At 71.2% G+C, this 16666-nt stretch carries 15 protein-coding genes; 8 read left to right on the forward strand and 7 right to left on the reverse strand.

What is annotated here, in order from left to right:
- Positions 1-65: 65 nt before the first annotated feature.
- From ACODT5_RS43760 to ACODT5_RS43785, 6 genes are all read left to right on the forward strand, one after another.
- Positions 66-839: an isoprenyl transferase gene (locus ACODT5_RS43760; RefSeq protein WP_327254716.1), complete on the forward strand. Its 774-nt coding sequence runs from the start codon at positions 66-68 to the stop codon at positions 837-839.
- A 415-nt stretch (positions 840-1254) separates the two neighbouring features.
- Entirely contained in the window at positions 1255-2571 is a 1317-nt protein-coding gene (locus tag ACODT5_RS43765; protein WP_422524472.1) for an RNA 5'-3' helicase PhoH2, read from the forward strand.
- A 437-nt stretch (positions 2572-3008) separates the two neighbouring features.
- On the forward strand, positions 3009-3707 hold the full coding sequence (locus tag ACODT5_RS43770) for an aggregation-promoting factor C-terminal-like domain-containing protein (protein WP_479685670.1): 699 nt from the start codon (positions 3009-3011) through the stop codon (positions 3705-3707).
- Between the two features lie 147 nt (positions 3708-3854).
- Positions 3855-5213, forward strand: coding sequence for an AI-2E family transporter (locus ACODT5_RS43775; RefSeq protein ID WP_422524473.1), 1359 nt, complete (start codon positions 3855-3857; stop codon positions 5211-5213).
- On the forward strand, positions 5197-5961 hold the full coding sequence (locus tag ACODT5_RS43780; protein ID WP_422524474.1) for a hypothetical protein: 765 nt from the start codon (positions 5197-5199) through the stop codon (positions 5959-5961). The genes ACODT5_RS43775 and ACODT5_RS43780 overlap by 17 nt, the downstream gene beginning before the upstream one ends.
- A 49-nt stretch (positions 5962-6010) precedes the next feature.
- Positions 6011-6706: a hypothetical protein gene (locus ACODT5_RS43785; RefSeq protein ID WP_422524475.1), complete on the forward strand. Its 696-nt coding sequence runs from the start codon at positions 6011-6013 to the stop codon at positions 6704-6706.
- Between the two features lie 101 nt (positions 6707-6807).
- Here ACODT5_RS43785 and ACODT5_RS43790 read toward each other — a convergent pair whose 3' ends face one another.
- From ACODT5_RS43790 to ACODT5_RS43800, 3 genes are all read right to left on the reverse strand, one after another.
- Positions 6808-8022 carry an IS30 family transposase gene (locus tag ACODT5_RS43790; protein WP_422524476.1) on the reverse strand — a complete coding sequence of 405 codons (1215 nt, stop codon included), beginning with the start codon at positions 8020-8022 and terminating at the stop codon, positions 6808-6810.
- Between the two features lie 78 nt (positions 8023-8100).
- Complete coding sequence (locus ACODT5_RS43795; RefSeq protein WP_422524477.1) at positions 8101-8640, reverse strand: alkyl hydroperoxide reductase; 540 nt, start codon at positions 8638-8640, stop codon at positions 8101-8103.
- A 4-nt stretch (positions 8641-8644) separates the two neighbouring features.
- Entirely contained in the window at positions 8645-9199 is a 555-nt protein-coding gene (locus ACODT5_RS43800) for a peroxiredoxin (RefSeq protein WP_385372289.1), read from the reverse strand.
- Between the two features lie 134 nt (positions 9200-9333).
- On the opposite strand from ACODT5_RS43800, the gene ACODT5_RS43805 reads away from it, so the two are divergent.
- A complete protein-coding gene (locus tag ACODT5_RS43805) occupies positions 9334-10290 on the forward strand; it encodes a hydrogen peroxide-inducible genes activator (RefSeq protein WP_422524478.1) in 957 nt (318 codons plus the stop codon).
- Between the two features lie 114 nt (positions 10291-10404).
- Here the strand turns inward: ACODT5_RS43805 and ACODT5_RS43810 are convergent, their stop codons facing one another.
- The 3 genes from ACODT5_RS43810 to ACODT5_RS43820 are packed head-to-tail and all read right to left on the reverse strand — an operon-like array spanning position 10405 to position 14032.
- The gene (locus tag ACODT5_RS43810) at positions 10405-12828 is read right to left on the reverse strand and encodes an ABC transporter permease (protein ID WP_422524479.1); all 2424 of its coding nucleotides are present in this window, start codon (positions 12826-12828) and stop codon (positions 10405-10407) included.
- A complete protein-coding gene (locus tag ACODT5_RS43815) occupies positions 12825-13511 on the reverse strand; it encodes an ABC transporter ATP-binding protein (RefSeq protein ID WP_422524480.1) in 687 nt (228 codons plus the stop codon). Before ACODT5_RS43815 ends, ACODT5_RS43810 begins: the two co-directional genes overlap by 4 nt.
- The gene (locus ACODT5_RS43820) at positions 13508-14032 is read right to left on the reverse strand and encodes a PadR family transcriptional regulator (RefSeq protein WP_254382732.1); all 525 of its coding nucleotides are present in this window, start codon (positions 14030-14032) and stop codon (positions 13508-13510) included. Before ACODT5_RS43820 ends, ACODT5_RS43815 begins: the two co-directional genes overlap by 4 nt.
- A gap of 162 nt (positions 14033-14194) precedes the next feature.
- Here ACODT5_RS43820 and ACODT5_RS43825 point away from each other — a divergent pair, with 162 nt between their 5' ends.
- A complete protein-coding gene (locus tag ACODT5_RS43825; protein WP_422524481.1) occupies positions 14195-15706 on the forward strand; it encodes a DUF2079 domain-containing protein in 1512 nt (503 codons plus the stop codon).
- Positions 15707-15755: 49 nt separating this feature from the next.
- Here the strand turns inward: ACODT5_RS43825 and ACODT5_RS43830 are convergent, their stop codons facing one another.
- On the reverse strand, positions 15756-16661 hold the full coding sequence (locus ACODT5_RS43830; protein WP_422524482.1) for a peptidylprolyl isomerase: 906 nt from the start codon (positions 16659-16661) through the stop codon (positions 15756-15758).
- Positions 16662-16666: the final 5 nt, after the last annotated feature.

The following is a 16666-nucleotide window of genomic DNA, read 5'->3' on the forward strand; positions in this document are numbered from 1 at the left end:
TGTGGCGGACTTGGGGGGACCACCGCATTCCGCACGGGGGTATCGCTCGGAGGGGCTGGAAGATCGTGAAGCTGCGCGACCTGGTACGCCGTCCTGTGTACAGGCTCTACGCACGCCGGGTGGAAGGCCGCATCGACCATGACGAGACGCCCAAGCACATCGGCGTGATCCTGGACGGGAACCGGCGTTGGGCGAAGGCGTCCGGGGGCACGACGGTGCAGGGCCACCAGGCCGGCGCCGACAAGATCTCCGAGATGCTGGGCTGGTGCACCGAGACGGACGTCGAGGTCGTCACCCTGTGGATGCTCTCCACGGACAACCTGGACCGGCCCGAGGTCGAGCTCCGTCCGCTGCTCAACATCATCGAGAACACCGTCCGGGGCCTCGCCGCCGACGGCCGCTGGCGCGTCCACCACGTCGGCAACCTCGACATCCTGCCCGCCGGGACGCAGAGCGTCCTGAAGGAGGCCATGGAGGCCACCCGCGACGTCGACGGGATACTCGTCAACGTCGCGGTCGGCTACGGCGGCCGCCAGGAGATCGCCGACGCGGTCCGCTCGCTCCTGCTGGAGCACGCCTCGAAGGGCACCTCCTTCGAGGAGCTCGCCGAGATCCTCGACATCGAGCACATCGCGGAGCACCTCTACACGCGCGGCCAGCCCGACCCGGACCTGGTGATCCGCACCAGCGGGGAGCAGCGGCTGTCCGGATTCATGCTGTGGCAGAGCGCGCACTCCGAGTACTACTTCTGCGAAGTCTTCTGGCCGGCCTTCCGCAAGGTCGACTTCCTGCGCGCCCTGCGCGACTACGCCGCCCGCCACCGGCGCTACGGCAGCTGACCCACCCGGCAGGGCGCCCGTACGGCACCTGACCTGCGGGTCTCTGACACCCCCTCGGCACCTCGCGGCGCGCCCGGACTCCTCCGTGGCGCGCCGTACCCGTGGTCCCGTACGCCCTTTCCGCCCCCTGGAACCCTCCGCGCGAGGCCTTCACCAGGGATTCACCGAGCGTCCGTCATATGCCATGGCATGGCTGGACCCATTCGGGGAATATCCCTTGCAGGTCGACGCCCGATCCACGGGTGTCGAGTCTCAGCGGACGGCATGGGGCCGTCCGCCCGGGAGGCCCTTTGCACCAGGACGCACGTGCGGTTCGCACGGTCGGAGTGGAGGGCCGGAAGTCGGCCCGCGCAGGGGTGCCGATGACCGGTCCGGTCTTCATGGCCCGACCTCATCCGAGGGGGTACGTCCTTCCGTGGTGACCAGCACAAAGAGCCGCCTGCCCGACAGGCGGACCTACGTCCTCGACACCAGCGTCCTGCTGGCAGACCCCAACGCGATCTCCCGCTTCGACGAGCACGAGGTTGTGCTCCCGATCGTGGTGATCACCGAGCTGGAGGCAAAGAGGCACCATCCCGAACTCGGCTACTTCGCCCGTCAGGCCCTGCGGCTGCTCGACGAGTTCCGGGTCCTCCATGGTCGCCTCGACGCACCCATCCCGCTGGGCGATCTGGGCGGCACCCTGCGCGTCGAGCTCAACCACTCCGATCAGAGCGTCCTGCCCGCCGGTTTCAGGCTGGGGGACAACGATTCGCGGATCCTCGCGGTCGCTCGCAACCTCCAGGCCGAGGGCTACGACGTCACGGTCGTCTCGAAGGACCTCCCCCTGCGCATCAAGGCCTCCTCCGTGGGGCTGATGGCCGAGGAGTACCGCGCGGAGCTCGCGATCACCGATGCCGGCTGGACCGGCATGAGCGAGCTGGCACTCTCCGGCGAGCAGGTGGACCTCCTCTTCTCCGAGGAGCGGCTCTACGTACCGGAGGCCGCGGAACTTCCCGTGCACACCGGGCTGGTCCTCCAGTCCGAGCGCGGCAAGGCCCTCGGCCGGGTCACGGCCGACGGCAACGTGAAGCTCGTACGGGGCGACCGCGAGGCCTTCGGGCTGCACGGCCGCAGCGCCGAGCAGCGGATCGCGCTCGACCTCCTGCTCGACCCCGAGATCGGGATCATCTCGATGGGCGGCCGCGCCGGCACCGGAAAGTCGGCGCTGGCGCTGTGCGCGGGGCTGGAGGCCGTACTGGAGCGGAGGCAGCACCAGAAGGTGATGGTCTTCCGGCCGCTGTACGCGGTCGGCGGCCAGGACCTCGGCTACCTCCCCGGGGACGCCAACGAGAAGATGAGCCCCTGGGCCCAGGCGGTGTTCGACACCCTCTCGGCGGTCGCCGGGCGCGCGGTCATCGAGGAGGTGCTCAACCGCGGGATGCTGGAGGTCCTGCCGCTCACGCACATCCGCGGCCGCTCCCTGCACGACGCGTTCGTGATCGTGGACGAGGCACAGTCGCTGGAGCGCAACGTCCTGCTGACCGTTCTGTCCCGAATCGGGGCCAATTCGCGGGTGGTTCTCACCCACGACGTGGCCCAGCGGGACAACCTGCGGGTCGGCCGGTACGACGGAGTCGTCGCCGTGGTCGAGAAGCTGAAGGGTCATCCGCTCTTCGCTCACGTCACGCTGACCCGTTCGGAGCGCTCCCCGATCGCCGCGCTGGTCACCGAGATGCTGGAGAACCTGTAGGGCCCGGCCACCGGTCCGCACGGGCCGCAAAACAGGTAAAACACCCATAGCGGGAAGGTGAGTTGGCGCCGCCCGGCAAAGGCCAGAGAGCCTAGCCGGGCGGCGCCTCCATGCACAGGGGTTTATTCAAACCAAGGGCGACATGCCAGGTGTGACCTTTCCCACGCAACGGAGAATTGCCCTGCGGCGTCGAGGTCCGGCAGAGTCTGTTTTCCGTCAGGCCCCGCATACGGCACACCTGTATCTCCCGTGAGATGCGCGCAGTACCGCTAACTCCACAATCGATCGCCGTATGCCGCCCGGAGCATCACGCGGCACTCCCGCAAGGGAGTTGCCCACGGGCCCGCGCCTCCAGTGACCGAACCACCACGGAGGCCAGTGTCGAGGGCACTATTGCGCCCGCTCGGTCACTGCGGACGCTGCTGGAAGGAAACCGTGTGAGCCGGATCTCGGTTCGGGGATTCGCTGTGGCTTCGGCCACCGCTGTCACCACCGTCGGCGCCGTCGTGGGTGTTGCCACTGGCGACCCCGCCTCGAACGATCTCGAGACGACCGCGTCCGGGATGACTCTCCTCACTGACATCCCGGTCGGCGAGCAGGCGCAGGTTCAGAACGCGTCCCTGACGCAGCAGGCCGACACCTTCGCCCACGCGGCCGACACCGACGCCAAGCGCTCGGCGGAGGAAGCGGCCCGCATCCAGGCCGCCCAGGACGCCAAGGCGAAGAAGGCCGAGGCGCAGAAGGCCGCGGACGACAAGGCGAAGAAGGAGCGCGAGGAGCGGGAGCAGGCTGCCAGCCGTTCCAACCCCCGCGACGGCTCCTCCTTCACCCCCCAGGCCTCCTACACGGTCGCCCAGGTCAAGGCGATCGCCCAGCAGATGGTCCCGGCGGGGCAGTTCCAGTGCTTCTCCAAGATCATCAACCAGGAATCCACCTGGAACTACCTGGCCGTCAACAAGTCCTCGGGCGCCTACGGCCTCGTCCAGGCCCTGCCCGGTTCGAAGATGGCCTCGGCGGGCGCCGACTGGCGCACCAACCCCGCCACCCAGATCGAGTGGGGTCTGAACTACATGAACGACCGCTACGGCAGCCCGTGCGGAGCCTGGAACTTCCACCAGGCGAACAACTGGTACTAGCCACACCCGGTACTCCGGTTCGTGGGCGCGCCCGCGTGCCTCAACCCCGAAGAGCCCCGCACCGTCCTACGGTGCGGGGCTCCTCGCGTGTACGGTCTTTCGAGGTGTGCCCCGGCAGGCGGGTCCAGGGCGGGGGAAGGGAACGACATGGCGAAGACAGGCTGGCTCGGTGTGCTCGGCAGGAGGCTGAGCCACGTGGAGGCCCGGCTCGCGGAGCGGCGCGCCGAGGTCGAGGCCGAGACCTCCGACCCCGCGCCCTCCCCGGCTCCCGCCTCCCCGACCCCGGCCTCCCCGCCCCCCGCGACCCCCGGCGCCGAACACGCCGGCTACGCCACGCCCGTGCGCCCCGACCCCGTGTCCGTCATCCCGTGGGGCATGCGCGTCGCCGCGGAGGCGAGCTGGCGGCTGCTGCTGCTCGCCGGGATGCTCTGGGTCCTGATGCGGGTGATCAGTGAAGTCCGCCTGGTCGTCCTGGCCTTCGCCGCCGCCCTCCTGGTCACCGCGCTGCTCCAGCCCTTCGTGGTCCGGCTGCGCCGCCTCGGCATGCCCCGCGGACTGGCCACGGCCGTCACCGCGATCCTCGGGTTCGTGGTCATCGGGCTGGTCGGCTGGTTCGTGGTCTGGCAGGTCATGGACAACCTGGACCAGCTCTCCGACCGGCTGCGCGAAGGCATCAACGAACTCAAACTCTGGGCACTGGACAGTCCGTTCCACGTGACCGAGAAGCAGATCAACGACATCGCGAAGAACCTCAGCGAGACCATCGGCACCAACACCGAGCAGATCACCTCGGCCGGCCTGCAGGGCGTCACGGTCCTCGTCGAAGTGCTGACGGGCATGCTGCTCGCGATGTTCTCCACGCTCTTCCTGCTCTACGACGGCAAGCGCATCTGGACCTGGACCACGGGCCTGCTCCCCGCGGCCGCCCGCCCCGGCGTCGCCGGCGCCGGTCCGCGCGCCTGGCGGACCCTGACCGCGTACGTGCGCGGCACGGTCCTGGTGGCCCTCATCGACGCCGTGTTCATCGGTCTCGGCCTGTACTTCCTCGACGTGACGATGGCCGTGCCGCTCGCCGTCTTCATCTTCCTGTTCGCCTTCATCCCGCTCGTCGGCGCGGTGATCTCCGGCGTCCTCGCCGTGGTCGTGGCCCTGGTGACCCAGGGGCCGTTCACCGCGACGATGGTGCTGCTGGTGGTCCTGGCCGTGCAGCAGATCGAGGGCCACGTGCTCCAGCCCTTCATCCTGGGCCGGGCGGTACGGGTCCACCCGCTCGCGGTGGTGCTCTCGGTGGCGGCCGGCGGCCTGATCGCCGGCATCGGCGGAGCGGTGGTCGCCGTTCCGCTGGTCGCCGTCACCAATACGGTGGTCGGGTACCTGCGGGCCTACTCCCGCGAACAGCTCCATCACGGGCTCTCCCCGGTCGGCCCCGGGCCGCACGGTGCGACGGCCCTCGGTCAGACTGCATCCGAGGCGGAGGAGACACGTACGGGTGATAACGGAGCCTGAGTTTGACGGTGGCTCGTTCGGTCCGCCGGGACCGGACGACCTGGCGGAGCCCGAGGGGCCGCAGGAGCAGGAGCACTACACGGGGTCCCCGGCCCCCGGCCGCCGCCCCTGGCGGTGGGCGCTCGGCGGGGCCCTGCTCGCCTCCGCGCTGTGGGCGGGCGCCTGGTGGACCGCCACCCCGCAGGACGACCGCCCGCCGCTGCGGTACGGGCTGCCCCTGAGCCTGTGCGACGAGGCGAAGCTGCCCGCGGTGGCCCGGCTGGCCGAGGTGACCGGGTGGCGGTACACCCCGAAGCTGTTCGAGCATCCGGGGGTGGACCAGGCGTACTGCCAGCTGGGCACCTCGACGGAACCCTCGGAGGAGCCCGGGCTCCGACTCTCGTACGACGTCCAGACCTCGATGTCCCTGCACAAACGGACCGACCCCGAGCCGGAGTTCGGTGCTGAACCAGCGCCCGCGGGCTGGGCCGGCATGAGCCGCGCGGAACCGCGCTCGGTGCCGGGACTCGGGGAGCGGGCGCTGATCTGGGAGATGGACTACGAGCACGTGTGGCGGCTCGCCGTCCTCGACGGGGGCGCGGTGTTCACCATGGACGTGACGGTGTGGGCGTTCGGCCCGGACGAGGTCGACGCCGACGGCAATCCGGTCTCCGGGCCCGCGCAGGATCCGCCGAAGCCCGATTCGGACGCGGTCCAGGCTGCGATGATCGACGACATGAACGGCCTGATGAACGCGCTGCGCAGGTAGGCGCGTTCGCGCCGGGGGCGCGGGGACGCGGGGGACGGGGGACACGGGGATGATCGGCGAGCCCGAGATCGACGGGGGCTGGGAGACGGCGGAGCCGGTGCGGGAGGCCGCGCCGGATCTTCCGGGCGAGCGCGTACGGGGCCCTCGTAGGCCATGGCTGTGGGCGCTCGGCGGCGCGGTGGTCGCCTCGGCGGCCTGGGCGGGCACGCTAGCCGTGCAGGACCGTTTCGCCGATACCCCGCGCATCGACTACCGGCACGCCGAGAACCTGTGCCAGGAGGTCTCGCTCGAGGTGCTGGCCAAGACCATCAACCGGACGGCCCGGGAGGCCGACAGGAACGACCCGAGCGAGGGGCAGAGCGGGGCGCAGGACTGGGCGCACTGCGGGGTCGGCCTGAGGAACGGGAAGGAGTCCTTGTCGTACCAGGCCCAGGTCCTGGTCGAACTGCACAAGAAGACCGATCCCGGACCGGAGTTCGCCACCGGGCCGCTGGGGAACACCGGCATGCGGATGGATCCCGGGCAGCGCCGCGAGGTGCCGGGGCTGGGTGACCGGGCGGTGCTCGACCGGTACTACGGGGGCGGCGGGGACCGGCTGATGGTGCTGGACGGAGGGGCGGTCTTCACGCTGACCGTGGAGTGGTTCGCGACCTCTGCCGAGGGTCAGGAGGCCGTCGACGAGGACGCGATCGACGGGGCGATGATCGAGGACGTCCGGGCGCTGATGGTGAAGCTGCGGAACTAGGTCCCGCCGTCCCGGCACGGCCGCCACGGGAGTGCGAAAGGGCCCCCGCGGCCGGGAGCGGGGCGGTTTCTAGGGGTCGTCGCAACACGTGGTCGGTTTGATCAGGCCGCGATGAGTTTATGTAGGCGCTCGGCTGGGGTTTCCCAGTCGAGCGTTTTGCGTGGGCGGCCGTTGAGCTGGGCTGCGACGGCGTCGAGGTGCTCGCGTCCGTGGACGGACAGGTCTGTGCCCTTCGGGAAGTACTGCCTCAGCAGGCCGTTCGTGTTCTCGTTCGAACCGCGCTGCCAGGGACTGCCCGGATCACAGAAATAGACCGGGACGTCGGTGGCGATGGTGAACGAGCGGTGGGCGGCCATCTCGGAGCCCTGGTCCCAGGTCAGCGACCGCTTGAGGTGGGCGGGCAGCAACTGCACGGTCTCCTGGAGGGCGTCACGGACCTGCTCGGCGCCGCGGCCGTTCGGCAGGTGCAGGAGCATCACATAGCGGGTGGCGCGTTCGACGAGGGTGCCGATCGCGGAGCCGTTGTCCTTGCCGATGATCAGGTCGCCTTCCCAGTGGCCGGGCACCGCCCGGTCCTCTGCTTCGGCGGGCCGTTCACTGATCATGACCATCGGCTCGGTGAAACGGGGCTGACGGCAGTTGGCCTGGCGGTGGGGCTTGCGGCGGGCGCGTCCACTGCGCAGGGCGCCGGCGAGCTCTCGCCGCAGTTCTCCGCGTCCTTGGACGTAGAGGGCCTGGTAGACGGTTTCGTGGACCACGTGCATCTCCGGCCGGTCGGGGAACTGCCTGCGCAGAGCCTGACAGATCTGCTCCGGGCTCCACCGCTCGTCCAGCCCGGCCTGGACCGCGGCCCGCAACTCGGGGCTCAGGCTGATCTTGCGAGGCTTGGGCCGGGGCCGACGGGCGTCCGCGCGGGCCTGGGCCGCGTGGGGCCGGTACTGGCCGCCCACGGGATGCCGGTTCCGGATGATCTCCCGGCTGACCGTCGACGGGCTGCGGCCCAGCTCCGCCGCGATCGCACGGATCGTGGCCTTCTCCCGCAACCGGTCCGCGATATGGATCCGGTCCGCCTCACACAGGTACCGGGACAGCACAGAAGGCGGCTCCACCGCGTTGATCGGTGGAGCCGCCTTGTTGCTGCCGGACGGGCCGCGCCCATAGCGCCATCGCTTCCCGGTCCGCCGGTTGATCCCGACGATCCGGCACGCTTCCGTGTTGCTCACGCCCTGCTGCATGAGCCGGAAGTATGCCTCCCGCTCACGATCGAGCTTCCTGCGTCCCTGCGGCTGCCGGTCCTCGCGGATCTCGAAGTCCATGCCACCCCTTGAACTGGGGTGTTGCAACGACTCCTAGAACCCAAGCGGCTGCGGGGGCCCTTCGTCGTGCTCGGGGTGTCACTCGCCGGCGAGGGCGGCCTCGGCGTCGAGGGTGACGGCGACGGCCTGGATCACCGAGGCGATCTTGAAGGCCTCCTGGACCGTCTCGCGGTCCACGCCGGCCTTGCGCAGGACCTGCTCGTGCGAGTCCAGGCACTGGCCGCAGCCGTTGACGGCGGAGACGGCGAGCGACCACAGCTCGAAGTCGACCTTCTCCACGCCGGGGTTGCCGATGACGTTCATCCGCAGGCCCGCGCGCAGGTTGCCGTACTCCGGGTCGGAGAGCAGGTGGCGGGTGCGGTAGAAGACGTTGTTCATCGCCATGACCGCGGCGGCCGCCTTGGCGGCGGTGTACGCCTCGGGCGACAGGGCCGCCTTGGCCTCCGGCTCCAGCTCACGCAGGACGCGCGGGGAACGCGCGGCGATGGCGCAGGACAGGACGGTGCCCCACAGCTGCTGCTGCGTCAGGGAGTCCTGGTTGCCGATGACCGAGCCGAGGTTCAGCTTCAGGTCCTTGGCGAAGTCCGGCAGGGCGGACTTGAGGGAGTCGAGGGACATCGGCTCACTCACCGGCCAGCAGCGCGCCGGCGTCGATCGTGCTCTCGCCCTTGTTCCAGTTGCAGGGGCACAGCTCGTCGGTCTGCAGGGCGTCGAGGACCCGCAGGACCTCCTTGGGGTTCCGGCCGACGGAACCGGCGGTCACCATGGAGAACTGGATCTCGTTGTTCGGGTCCACGATGAAGACGGCACGCATCGGGAGACCGTCGGAGCCGAGGATCCCGAGGTCGGCGCAGAGCTCGCGCTTGATGTCGGACATCATCGGGAAGGGCAGGTCACGCAGGTCGGCGTGGTCCTTGCGCCAGGCGTGGTGCACGTACTCGGAGTCGAGCGAGAAGCCGAGGATCTGGGCGTCGCGATCGGCGAACTCGTCGTTCAGCTTGCCGAAGGCGGCGATCTCCGTCGGGCACACGAAGGTGAAGTCGAGCGGCCAGGAGAACATGATCTTCCACTTGCCCTCGTAGGTCTTGTGGTCGATCTGCGCGAACTCGGCTCCGGCGTCGAGCGAGACGCAAGCGGTCAGGTCGTAGGTGGGGAACTGGTCGCCGACAGTGAGCACGCGCTCTCCTTGCGGAAAGGAAAGTGACCCTTTTGGGGGCTTTCCGGGGGGTTGGACGTGTCTCACATGCTGACACAGCAGCATTGATTGCAGAAATAGCTACGCTAGTGAACAGTGATTGGAGGTGCCTATCAATGGCCGTGGTGGCAGTGGGCAGCAGGGGAACGAAGCAGCCGACGCTCGCACAGCTGCGGGCCTTCGCCGTCGTGGCCGAGCAGCTGCACTTCCGGGAAGCGGCCGCCACGATCGGGATGAGCCAGCCCGCGCTCTCCGGGGCCGTGTCCGCCCTGGAGGAGGCGCTCGGGGTGCGGCTGCTGGAGCGGACCACGCGCAAGGTGCTGCTCACGCCCGCCGGGGAGCGGATCGCGGTCCGCGCGCGGACCGTGCTCGACGCGATGGGCGGACTGCTGGAGGAGGCCGAGGCGGTACGGGCCCCCTTCACCGGGGCGCTGCGGTTCGGGGTGATCCCCACCGTGGCCCCGTACCTGCTGCCCACCGTGCTCGGACTCTTCCACCGGCGCTACCCCCGCCTCGACCTCCAGGTGCACGAGGAGCAGACCGCCTCGCTGCTGGAGGGGCTGGCCGGCGGGCGGCTCGACCTGCTGCTGCTCGCCGTACCGCTCGGGGTGCCCGGCGTCACCGAACTGCCGCTCTTCGACGAGGACTTCGTCCTGCTCGCACCGCGCGATCACCCGCTGGCCGGCCGCAAGGACATCCCGCGCGAGGAACTGCGCGGACTGCGGCTGCTCCTCCTCGACGAGGGGCACTGCCTGCGCGACCAGGCCCTCGACATCTGCCACGACGCCGGCCGCACCACCGGGGCGGACGTCACCACGACCGCCGCCGGGCTGTCCACCCTCGTACAACTGGTCGCCGGGGGGCTCGGCGTCACGCTGCTGCCGCGCACCGCGCTGCGCCTGGAGACCGCCCGCAACGAGCACCTGGCCACCGGCTACTTCGCCGAGCCGGCGCCCTCGCGGCGGATCGCGCTGGCCATGCGGACGGGCACGGCCCGCGAGGAGGAGTTCCGCGCCGTCGCCGACGCGCTGCGCGAAGCCGTACGCCCGCTCCCCGTCTGGCTGACGGACTAGGGCCTGTCGTCACACTCCCGTCTGCCAGGCGTCGCGAGGCCGCCCTTCGGGCGACGACGGGAGTGTGACGACAGGCCCTAGGAGCGGGCGCAGGGCTTCGCGGATCCGGCGGAGCTACTCCGTGCGCAGCCCGTCCGGGCGCATCAGGCGCAGCAGCGGCGGCAGGCTGAGCAGGGTCACCAGGACGGCCACGCCGCCGCCGATGCCGATCATCGACAGGACCGCGGTCCAGTTGATCCGGATCGTGGCGCCCGCCATCTGCATCAGCACCGTGCCGAGCGCGAGCCCGACCACCGTGGCCAGGGCCAGGCCCAGGCCGATCGGGAGGGCGGTCTGCCACAGCACGGAGAGGCTGAGCGTGGAGCGCTTGGTGCCGAAGGCGACCAGCGCCGACAGCAGCTGCCTGCGCTCGCGCAGCTGCTCCAGCTGGGAGACCAGCAGGCTGGCGCCGATCAGCATCAGCACGAGCGCGGAGCCCACGAAGAGGCCGGTCCGGATGGAGGCGTAGCGGTCGCTGACCTCGGTGGCCTGGACGGTCATGGGGACGGACAGCGGGTCGGCCTTGAAGACGGCGTTGCGGGCCAGCTCCATCGCGTCGGGCACCTTCGGGTCCAGCTTCACGTACACCCGGGAGGACTGGTAATTGCCCATGCCCTTCGGGGCGGCGGCCGGGGTGACCAGCAGTCCGGTCAGCGTTTCGCCCATCGGGCCCTTGCGGGCCTGCACGGTGCGGGCGCCGGCGGGCACCGTCCAGGCGACCGGCTTCGCGCCGTCGCCCTCGCTGTCCTTGAAGATGTTCCCGGCGAACAGCTTCTCGCCCGGCTCGGCGCTATCGCCGGTCATGCCGCCCGGAGCGCCGCCGCCGGTGATGACGAAGGCGTCGCCGTCCTTGCAGGAGGGCAGCACCGCGTACTCCTTGAGGGCGGTGCAGGTGCCGGTGGTCACCGAGATCGCCGTGTCCGTGTAGCTCATGCCCGGGCTGCGCCCGGCCATGGTCGAGGACTCGGCGACGACCTGCGTGATGCCCTTGGTCCCGGCCAGGGCCCGGGCGACGTCCTCGCCCCCGCCGCGGGTGCGCTGCATGACGGAGATCGAGGCCCGGGTGGGGTCGTGGCCGGTCTCACGGGTGTACGAGTCCTCGGTGGAGGCGAAGAGCATCTGCAGGGCAATGGCTCCGGCGACCGCGACGGCGATGCCGTTGACCAGCCGGGCGGAGCTGCCGCTGGTGAGCTGGAGCCGGCGGGCGGCCAGCTGCCAGGAGACCGGGCCCGCGCCGCCGATCCGGCCGACGACCCGTTCCAGCACCCAGGGGAGCAGGACGGTGATGCCGACGAGGAGCAGGACCACGCCGCCCGAGACCTGCCACTGGTTGAACTGCCCGCTGTCGTTGCCCTTGCCGATCAGGGGGGCCAGCAGGCCGAGTCCGGCCAGCGGGAGCAGCAGCCGCCACCAGATCCGGCGCTTGCCCGGGGTCGCCGTACGGACCACGCCGAGCGGCTCGATGACCACGCCGCGCAGGGCGAACAGGGTCACGGCGACGGCGGCCGCCGGTACGGCCACCGCGATGAGCGCGGCCAGCCAGGGCGCCGGGTTGAGGTCGGAGGGGAAGACGCTGCGCTGGTAGAGGTCCATGGCCGGGGCCAGTTGGCGGGCGGCCAGGAAGAAGCCGGTGCCCAGGACCAGGCCGATCAGCGATCCGGCGGCGGCCTCGCCCGCGGCGATCCGGCGGACCATCCGGGCGTCGGCGCCGACCAGGCGCAGGGCGGCGAGCCGGCGGTCGCGGCGGTCTCCGCCGAAGCGGACGGCGGCGCCGATGAACACGGCGACCGGCATCAGCAGGGCGACGAAGGTGAGCACCACGAGGAGCGTGAGGACGGGGTCCAGACCCTCCGCCTTCAAGGTGCTCTCGAAAGCGGTGACCCGCTGGATGTAGTTGGGCGCCTCTTTCTGGAGCTGGGTGAGGCGGTCGCTGCCCGCGTAGAAGTAGAGGTCGCCGGGGCCCACCAGGCCCGCTTCGCCGATGGTCGCGACGATCTTCCCGTCGAGGCGGTCGCGCAGCAGCTTGCCCTCGCCGGTCTTCATCAGCCTGTCGAGGGCGGGGGAGACGACCAGTTCGCCGGGGCCGGGGAACTTCTTCACGCCCGGGGGCAGCGGGGCGTCCGGCCCCTCGGGCTGCACGAGCCGTCCGTCGACCCCGTAGGAGCGGTACGACTGGTTCACATCGGTGATCAGCAGCGTGTCGGGGCCGGGCTGCTCGGCGGTGGGCGAGGTGAACGTCTGGCGGGCGGCGCCGCGCGCGTCGCGGGCGGCCAGGGCGCTGGGGATCGCGCTGGTGACGAGCAGCAGGGCGACGCCGAGGCCGACGCCCAGGCCGGTGAGGAGGGTGCGGGTCCAGCCCTGGCGGCCGCCGCCGAAGGCGAACCGGGCGCCGAGGCCGAGGTCGCGGAGCCAGACGGCGAGCGCGCCCTGCGTGCCGGGGCTGCCGGAGCCGCCGGGGCTTCCGGGGCCGCCGGGCTTGCTGTGGGTCCCGTGGCTCATACCGAGCGCTCCATGTCGCGGGACTTGCCGTCGCGTACGACGATCTCGCGGTCGGAGTACGCGGCCACGCGGGTCTCGTGCGTGACGAGGACGACGGCGGCGTTCGTGGACCGGGCGGCCTCGGTGAGCAGCTGCATGACGAGCTCCCCGTTGAGGGAGTCGAGGGCGCCGGTGGGCTCGTCGGCGAAGATCAGCCGGGGGTTGGTGACGAGCGAGCGGGCGACGGCGACGCGCTGGCCCTGGCCGCCGGAGACCTCGCCGGGGCGCTTGCCGCCGAGGTCGTCGACCTGGAGCCGCTCCATCCATTCCAGGGCCGTGCGTTCGGCCTGCTTGCGCTTCACGCCGGTGAGGCGGAGCGGCAGGGCGACGTTCTCGACGCAGGTGAGCTCGGGGACGAGCTGGCCGAACTGGAAGACGAAGCCGAACTCGCCGCGGCGCAGGGCGCTGCGCTCGGCGTCGTTCATGGCGGAGAGCTCGCGTCCGGCGTAGGTGATGGTGCCGGAGTCCGGGGTGACGATCCCGGCGAGGCAGTGCAGCAGGGTCGACTTGCCGGACCCGGAGGGGCCCATGATCGCGACGACCTCGCCGGCGTGGATGGAGAACTCGGCGCCGTCGAGGGCGTGGGTGGTGCCGTAGGTCTTGCGGAGGTCCGTGGCGCTGAGCAGCGTGCCGGCCGGGGTCATCGGCGTATCTCCTGGGCGAGCTGGTCGAGGCGGGCGGCGGTGAGTTCGAGCCACCGCAGGTCCGCTTCGAGGTGGAACAGGGCGTGGTCGCAGACCAGCTGGTCGGCGAGGTCCCCCTTGCGCTTGCGCTGGGTGAGGATGCGCATCAGGCGCAGGTGCTCGGCGCGCTGGGTGTCCAGCAGCTCCTGGGCGCTGCGGCCGGTGAGGAGGGCGAGGACGACCTTGGTGTAGAGGGTCGACTGGAGGTACGGCTCGGGCTTCTCGGGCTGGGCGAGCCAGCCCTCGACGTCGGTGATCCCGGCGTCGGTGATCGCGTACCGCTTGCGCTCGGGGCCGCCGCCGCTCTCCACTCCGTCGACCTCGACCAGGCCGTTCTTCAGCAGCCGGGACATGGTCGAGTAGACCTGCCCGTAGGCGAGGGGCCGGTCGTGGCCGAATCTCTCGTCGAAGGTCCGCTTGAGGTCGTATCCGTGCCGGGGGCCGGCCTCCAGGAGGCCGAGGAGTGCGTGACTGATGGACATGGGGAGGACTATACACGCGGTGTATACCCTCGATGTATACGCGTGATGCATAGAGGCGGGGGCGGTCGCCGGTGCCCGGGGTGTCTGCCATTCGGAGGAACCTGACCGCGCGGGAGGCGGCCCCGGGCCCGGCCCGCGACGGTGCTGGCATCTTGAAGGTTCATGCGAGCACCCACCGGCAACGCCGCCGCACTCCCACCACAGCTGACGGGCATCGAGGTACGGACGGCGCCGAAGCCGTCCGCGCACGGCCGCCCCGCGTCCGACTGGTGGATCTGGGCCCTGGCGGGGGCCCTGTTCTTCGCCTACATGGCCCTGTCCCTGCGGATCCACGAGCGCCTGCTCTCCCGCAGCTTCGATCTGGGGATCTTCGTCCAGGTCGTGCGTTCCTACGCGTCCGGGCACCTGCCCGTCTCCGAGGTCAAGGGGCCGGACTTCCCGGTCCTCGGAGACCACTTCTCGCCCGTCCTGGCCCTGTTGGCACCCCTGTACTGGCTGTGGCCGTCGGTGAAGGTGCTGCTCGTCGCGCAGGCCGCGCTGGTCGCCGGGAGCGTGCTGCCGCTGGCCTTCTGGGCCCGCCGGACGCTGGGCACCGCGGCCGCCGCGGTCATCGGCGCCTGTTACGGGCTCTCGTGGGGCATCGCGAGCGGGGTCTCCTCCGACTTCCACGAATGGGCCTTCGCCCTTCCGCTGCTCACGCTCTCCCTGACGGCCCTCGGCAGCGGCCGGCTGCGCGCCGCCGCGTACTGGTCGCTGCCGCTCCTGCTGGTGAAGGAGGATCTCGGTCTCACGGTGGCCGCGATCGGCCTGGTCATCGCCTGGCGGGGCGGGCCGGGCGGCCGCAGGACCGGGCTCCTCACGGCCGCGGCCGGCGTGGCCGGGACCGGGCTGGCCCTGCTGGTGCTGGGCTCCTTCCATCCGGGAGGGTTCAAGGGCTATCTCGTCTCCCACAACCCCGGAGGCGGCGCGGGCACCGGTTCGGGCGGTGCATTGGTGGGCGAGGCGCAGGGCGGCGCGCTGGAACTCCTCCACCAGCTGACGCTCGGTCTGATCACCCCGCAGGAGAAGGTCACGACCCTCGTCCTCATCCTGGCCCCGACCCTGTTCCTGGCCCTGCGCTCTCCGCTCGTGCTGGTTGCGGTGCCGTCCGTTCTGTGGCGCCTCGCCTCGAACTACCCGCCCCACTGGGGCACCGGCTACCACTACTCGCTCCTGGTCATGCCGATCGTCTTCGTGGCCTTCGTCGACGCCCTGCAGCGGCGGGGCGCGCGAGGCCGCAGCCTGTACCGGTATCTGGCGGGCTCCGCGGCGATGGCCTTGCTGCTGCTGCCGCACTTTCCGCTCTGGCAGCTGACCCAGCCGGAGACCTGGGTGAAGGATCCCCGCATCGCGACGGCCCACAGCGTGATGGACCGGATCCCGGACGGCGCCACGGTCCAGGCGTCCCACTATCTCGTGCCCCACCTCGCCGACCGCACCAGCGTCAGCCTCTATGGCTGGGGGGACAGCCGCCCCAATCCCGAATGGATCATGGTCGATACCGGGGTGCGGCCGCACCTGCGGTGGCCGATGTCGGTCGTCCACGAGCAGATCGCCCTGGACGAGGCCCGGGCCCGTGGGTACCGCACGGTGGACCGGAGGGGCGGCTTCGTCCTGCTGAGCCGCACGGGATAGCCGCCGGCGCCGCGGGGTCGGCCGCCCCCGGTCAGTCGGCCGCCCCCGGTCAGTCGGCCGGGCGCTGCACCGTGACCGCCTTGATGACGACGGGCTCCTTGGGGCGGCCGTCGGGGGCTCCGTCCTCGGTGCCCCTCGCGGCGATCTTCCGCAGGACGTCCAGGCCGCTGACCACCCGCGCGAAAGGCGTCCAGTCGGGCTGCATGCGGAAGTCCGGATCGGCGTAGCTGATGAAGAACTGGCTGCCGTTGCGGCCCGGGACCGCCTTCGACATCGCGACGGTGCCCGCCGGATAGGAGGCGCCGTCCAGGTTCTCGTCCGGGAAGAAGTACCCGGGGTCGGCCGTCCCCAGCCCGGCCGGGTCGCCGCATTCCAGTACGAAGATCCCGCGCGTGGTGACCCGGTGGCAGGTGCTGCCGTCGAAGTACTTCTTCCCGGCGAGGAAGGCGAAGGACGTGGTGGAGCAGGGTGCGGCCTCGGTGAGCGCCTCGATGACCACCTTGCCCTGCTCCGTCACCAGCTCGGCCCGGTACGGGCGGGCCCGCGCGGGATCGTGCACGGGCCGGCCGAGGCCCTTGGCGCCGCCGCCGGTCGCCGTGTAGGAACAGGCGGCGGCCGCCGCGGGCGCCTTGGAGTCGGAGGGGGCGCCCGTCAGGGCGAGCGCCGTCCAGGTCAGTCCGGCGCACACCGCGGCCACCGCCGCGGCGGTGGCCGCTCTTCTCGCGGTGCCGCGGTGGCGGGCGCCCTTCGCGGTGTCCGCCACCGTGTCCGGCGTTCCCGCTGCCGCCGCTTGCGACTCGGCTCCCGCGTCCGGTTCCGCGCCGGTTACCGTGCGGGGTTCACCGCCGGTTCCCGTGCCGGTTCCCGTGCCGGTTCCCGTGCCGGTTCCCGTGCCGGTTCCCGTGCCGGTTCCCGCACCGGTCTTCGCGTCGGCTTCTCCGCCGGTCCAGTTCATCCGAG

The sequence above is a fragment of the Streptomyces tatrensis genome (genome assembly GCF_049310065.1).
Taxonomy (GTDB): domain Bacteria; phylum Actinomycetota; class Actinomycetes; order Streptomycetales; family Streptomycetaceae; genus Streptomyces.

What these genes read in the sequence shown, in the direction of transcription:
- ACODT5_RS43775 (WP_422524473.1), top strand. Translation starts at nt 3,855, where the DNA reads ATGGCGAAGACAGGCTGGCTCGGTGTGCTCGGCAGGAGGCTGAGCCAC.
- ACODT5_RS43785 (WP_422524475.1), top strand. Translation starts at nt 6,011, where the DNA reads ATGATCGGCGAGCCCGAGATCGACGGGGGCTGGGAGACGGCGGAGCCG.
- ACODT5_RS43790 (WP_422524476.1), bottom strand. Translation starts at nt 8,022, where the DNA reads ATGGACTTCGAGATCCGCGAGGACCGGCAGCCGCAGGGACGCAGGAAG.
- ACODT5_RS43795 (WP_422524477.1), bottom strand. Translation starts at nt 8,640, where the DNA reads ATGTCCCTCGACTCCCTCAAGTCCGCCCTGCCGGACTTCGCCAAGGAC.
- ACODT5_RS43805 (WP_422524478.1), top strand. Translation starts at nt 9,334, where the DNA reads ATGGCCGTGGTGGCAGTGGGCAGCAGGGGAACGAAGCAGCCGACGCTC.
- ACODT5_RS43810 (WP_422524479.1), bottom strand. Translation starts at nt 12,828, where the DNA reads ATGAGCCACGGGACCCACAGCAAGCCCGGCGGCCCCGGAAGCCCCGGC.
- ACODT5_RS43815 (WP_422524480.1), bottom strand. Translation starts at nt 13,511, where the DNA reads ATGACCCCGGCCGGCACGCTGCTCAGCGCCACGGACCTCCGCAAGACC.
- ACODT5_RS43820 (WP_254382732.1), bottom strand. Translation starts at nt 14,032, where the DNA reads ATGTCCATCAGTCACGCACTCCTCGGCCTCCTGGAGGCCGGCCCCCGG.
- ACODT5_RS43825 (WP_422524481.1), top strand. Translation starts at nt 14,195, where the DNA reads ATGCGAGCACCCACCGGCAACGCCGCCGCACTCCCACCACAGCTGACG.
- ACODT5_RS43830 (WP_422524482.1), bottom strand. Translation starts at nt 16,661, where the DNA reads ATGAACTGGACCGGCGGAGAAGCCGACGCGAAGACCGGTGCGGGAACC.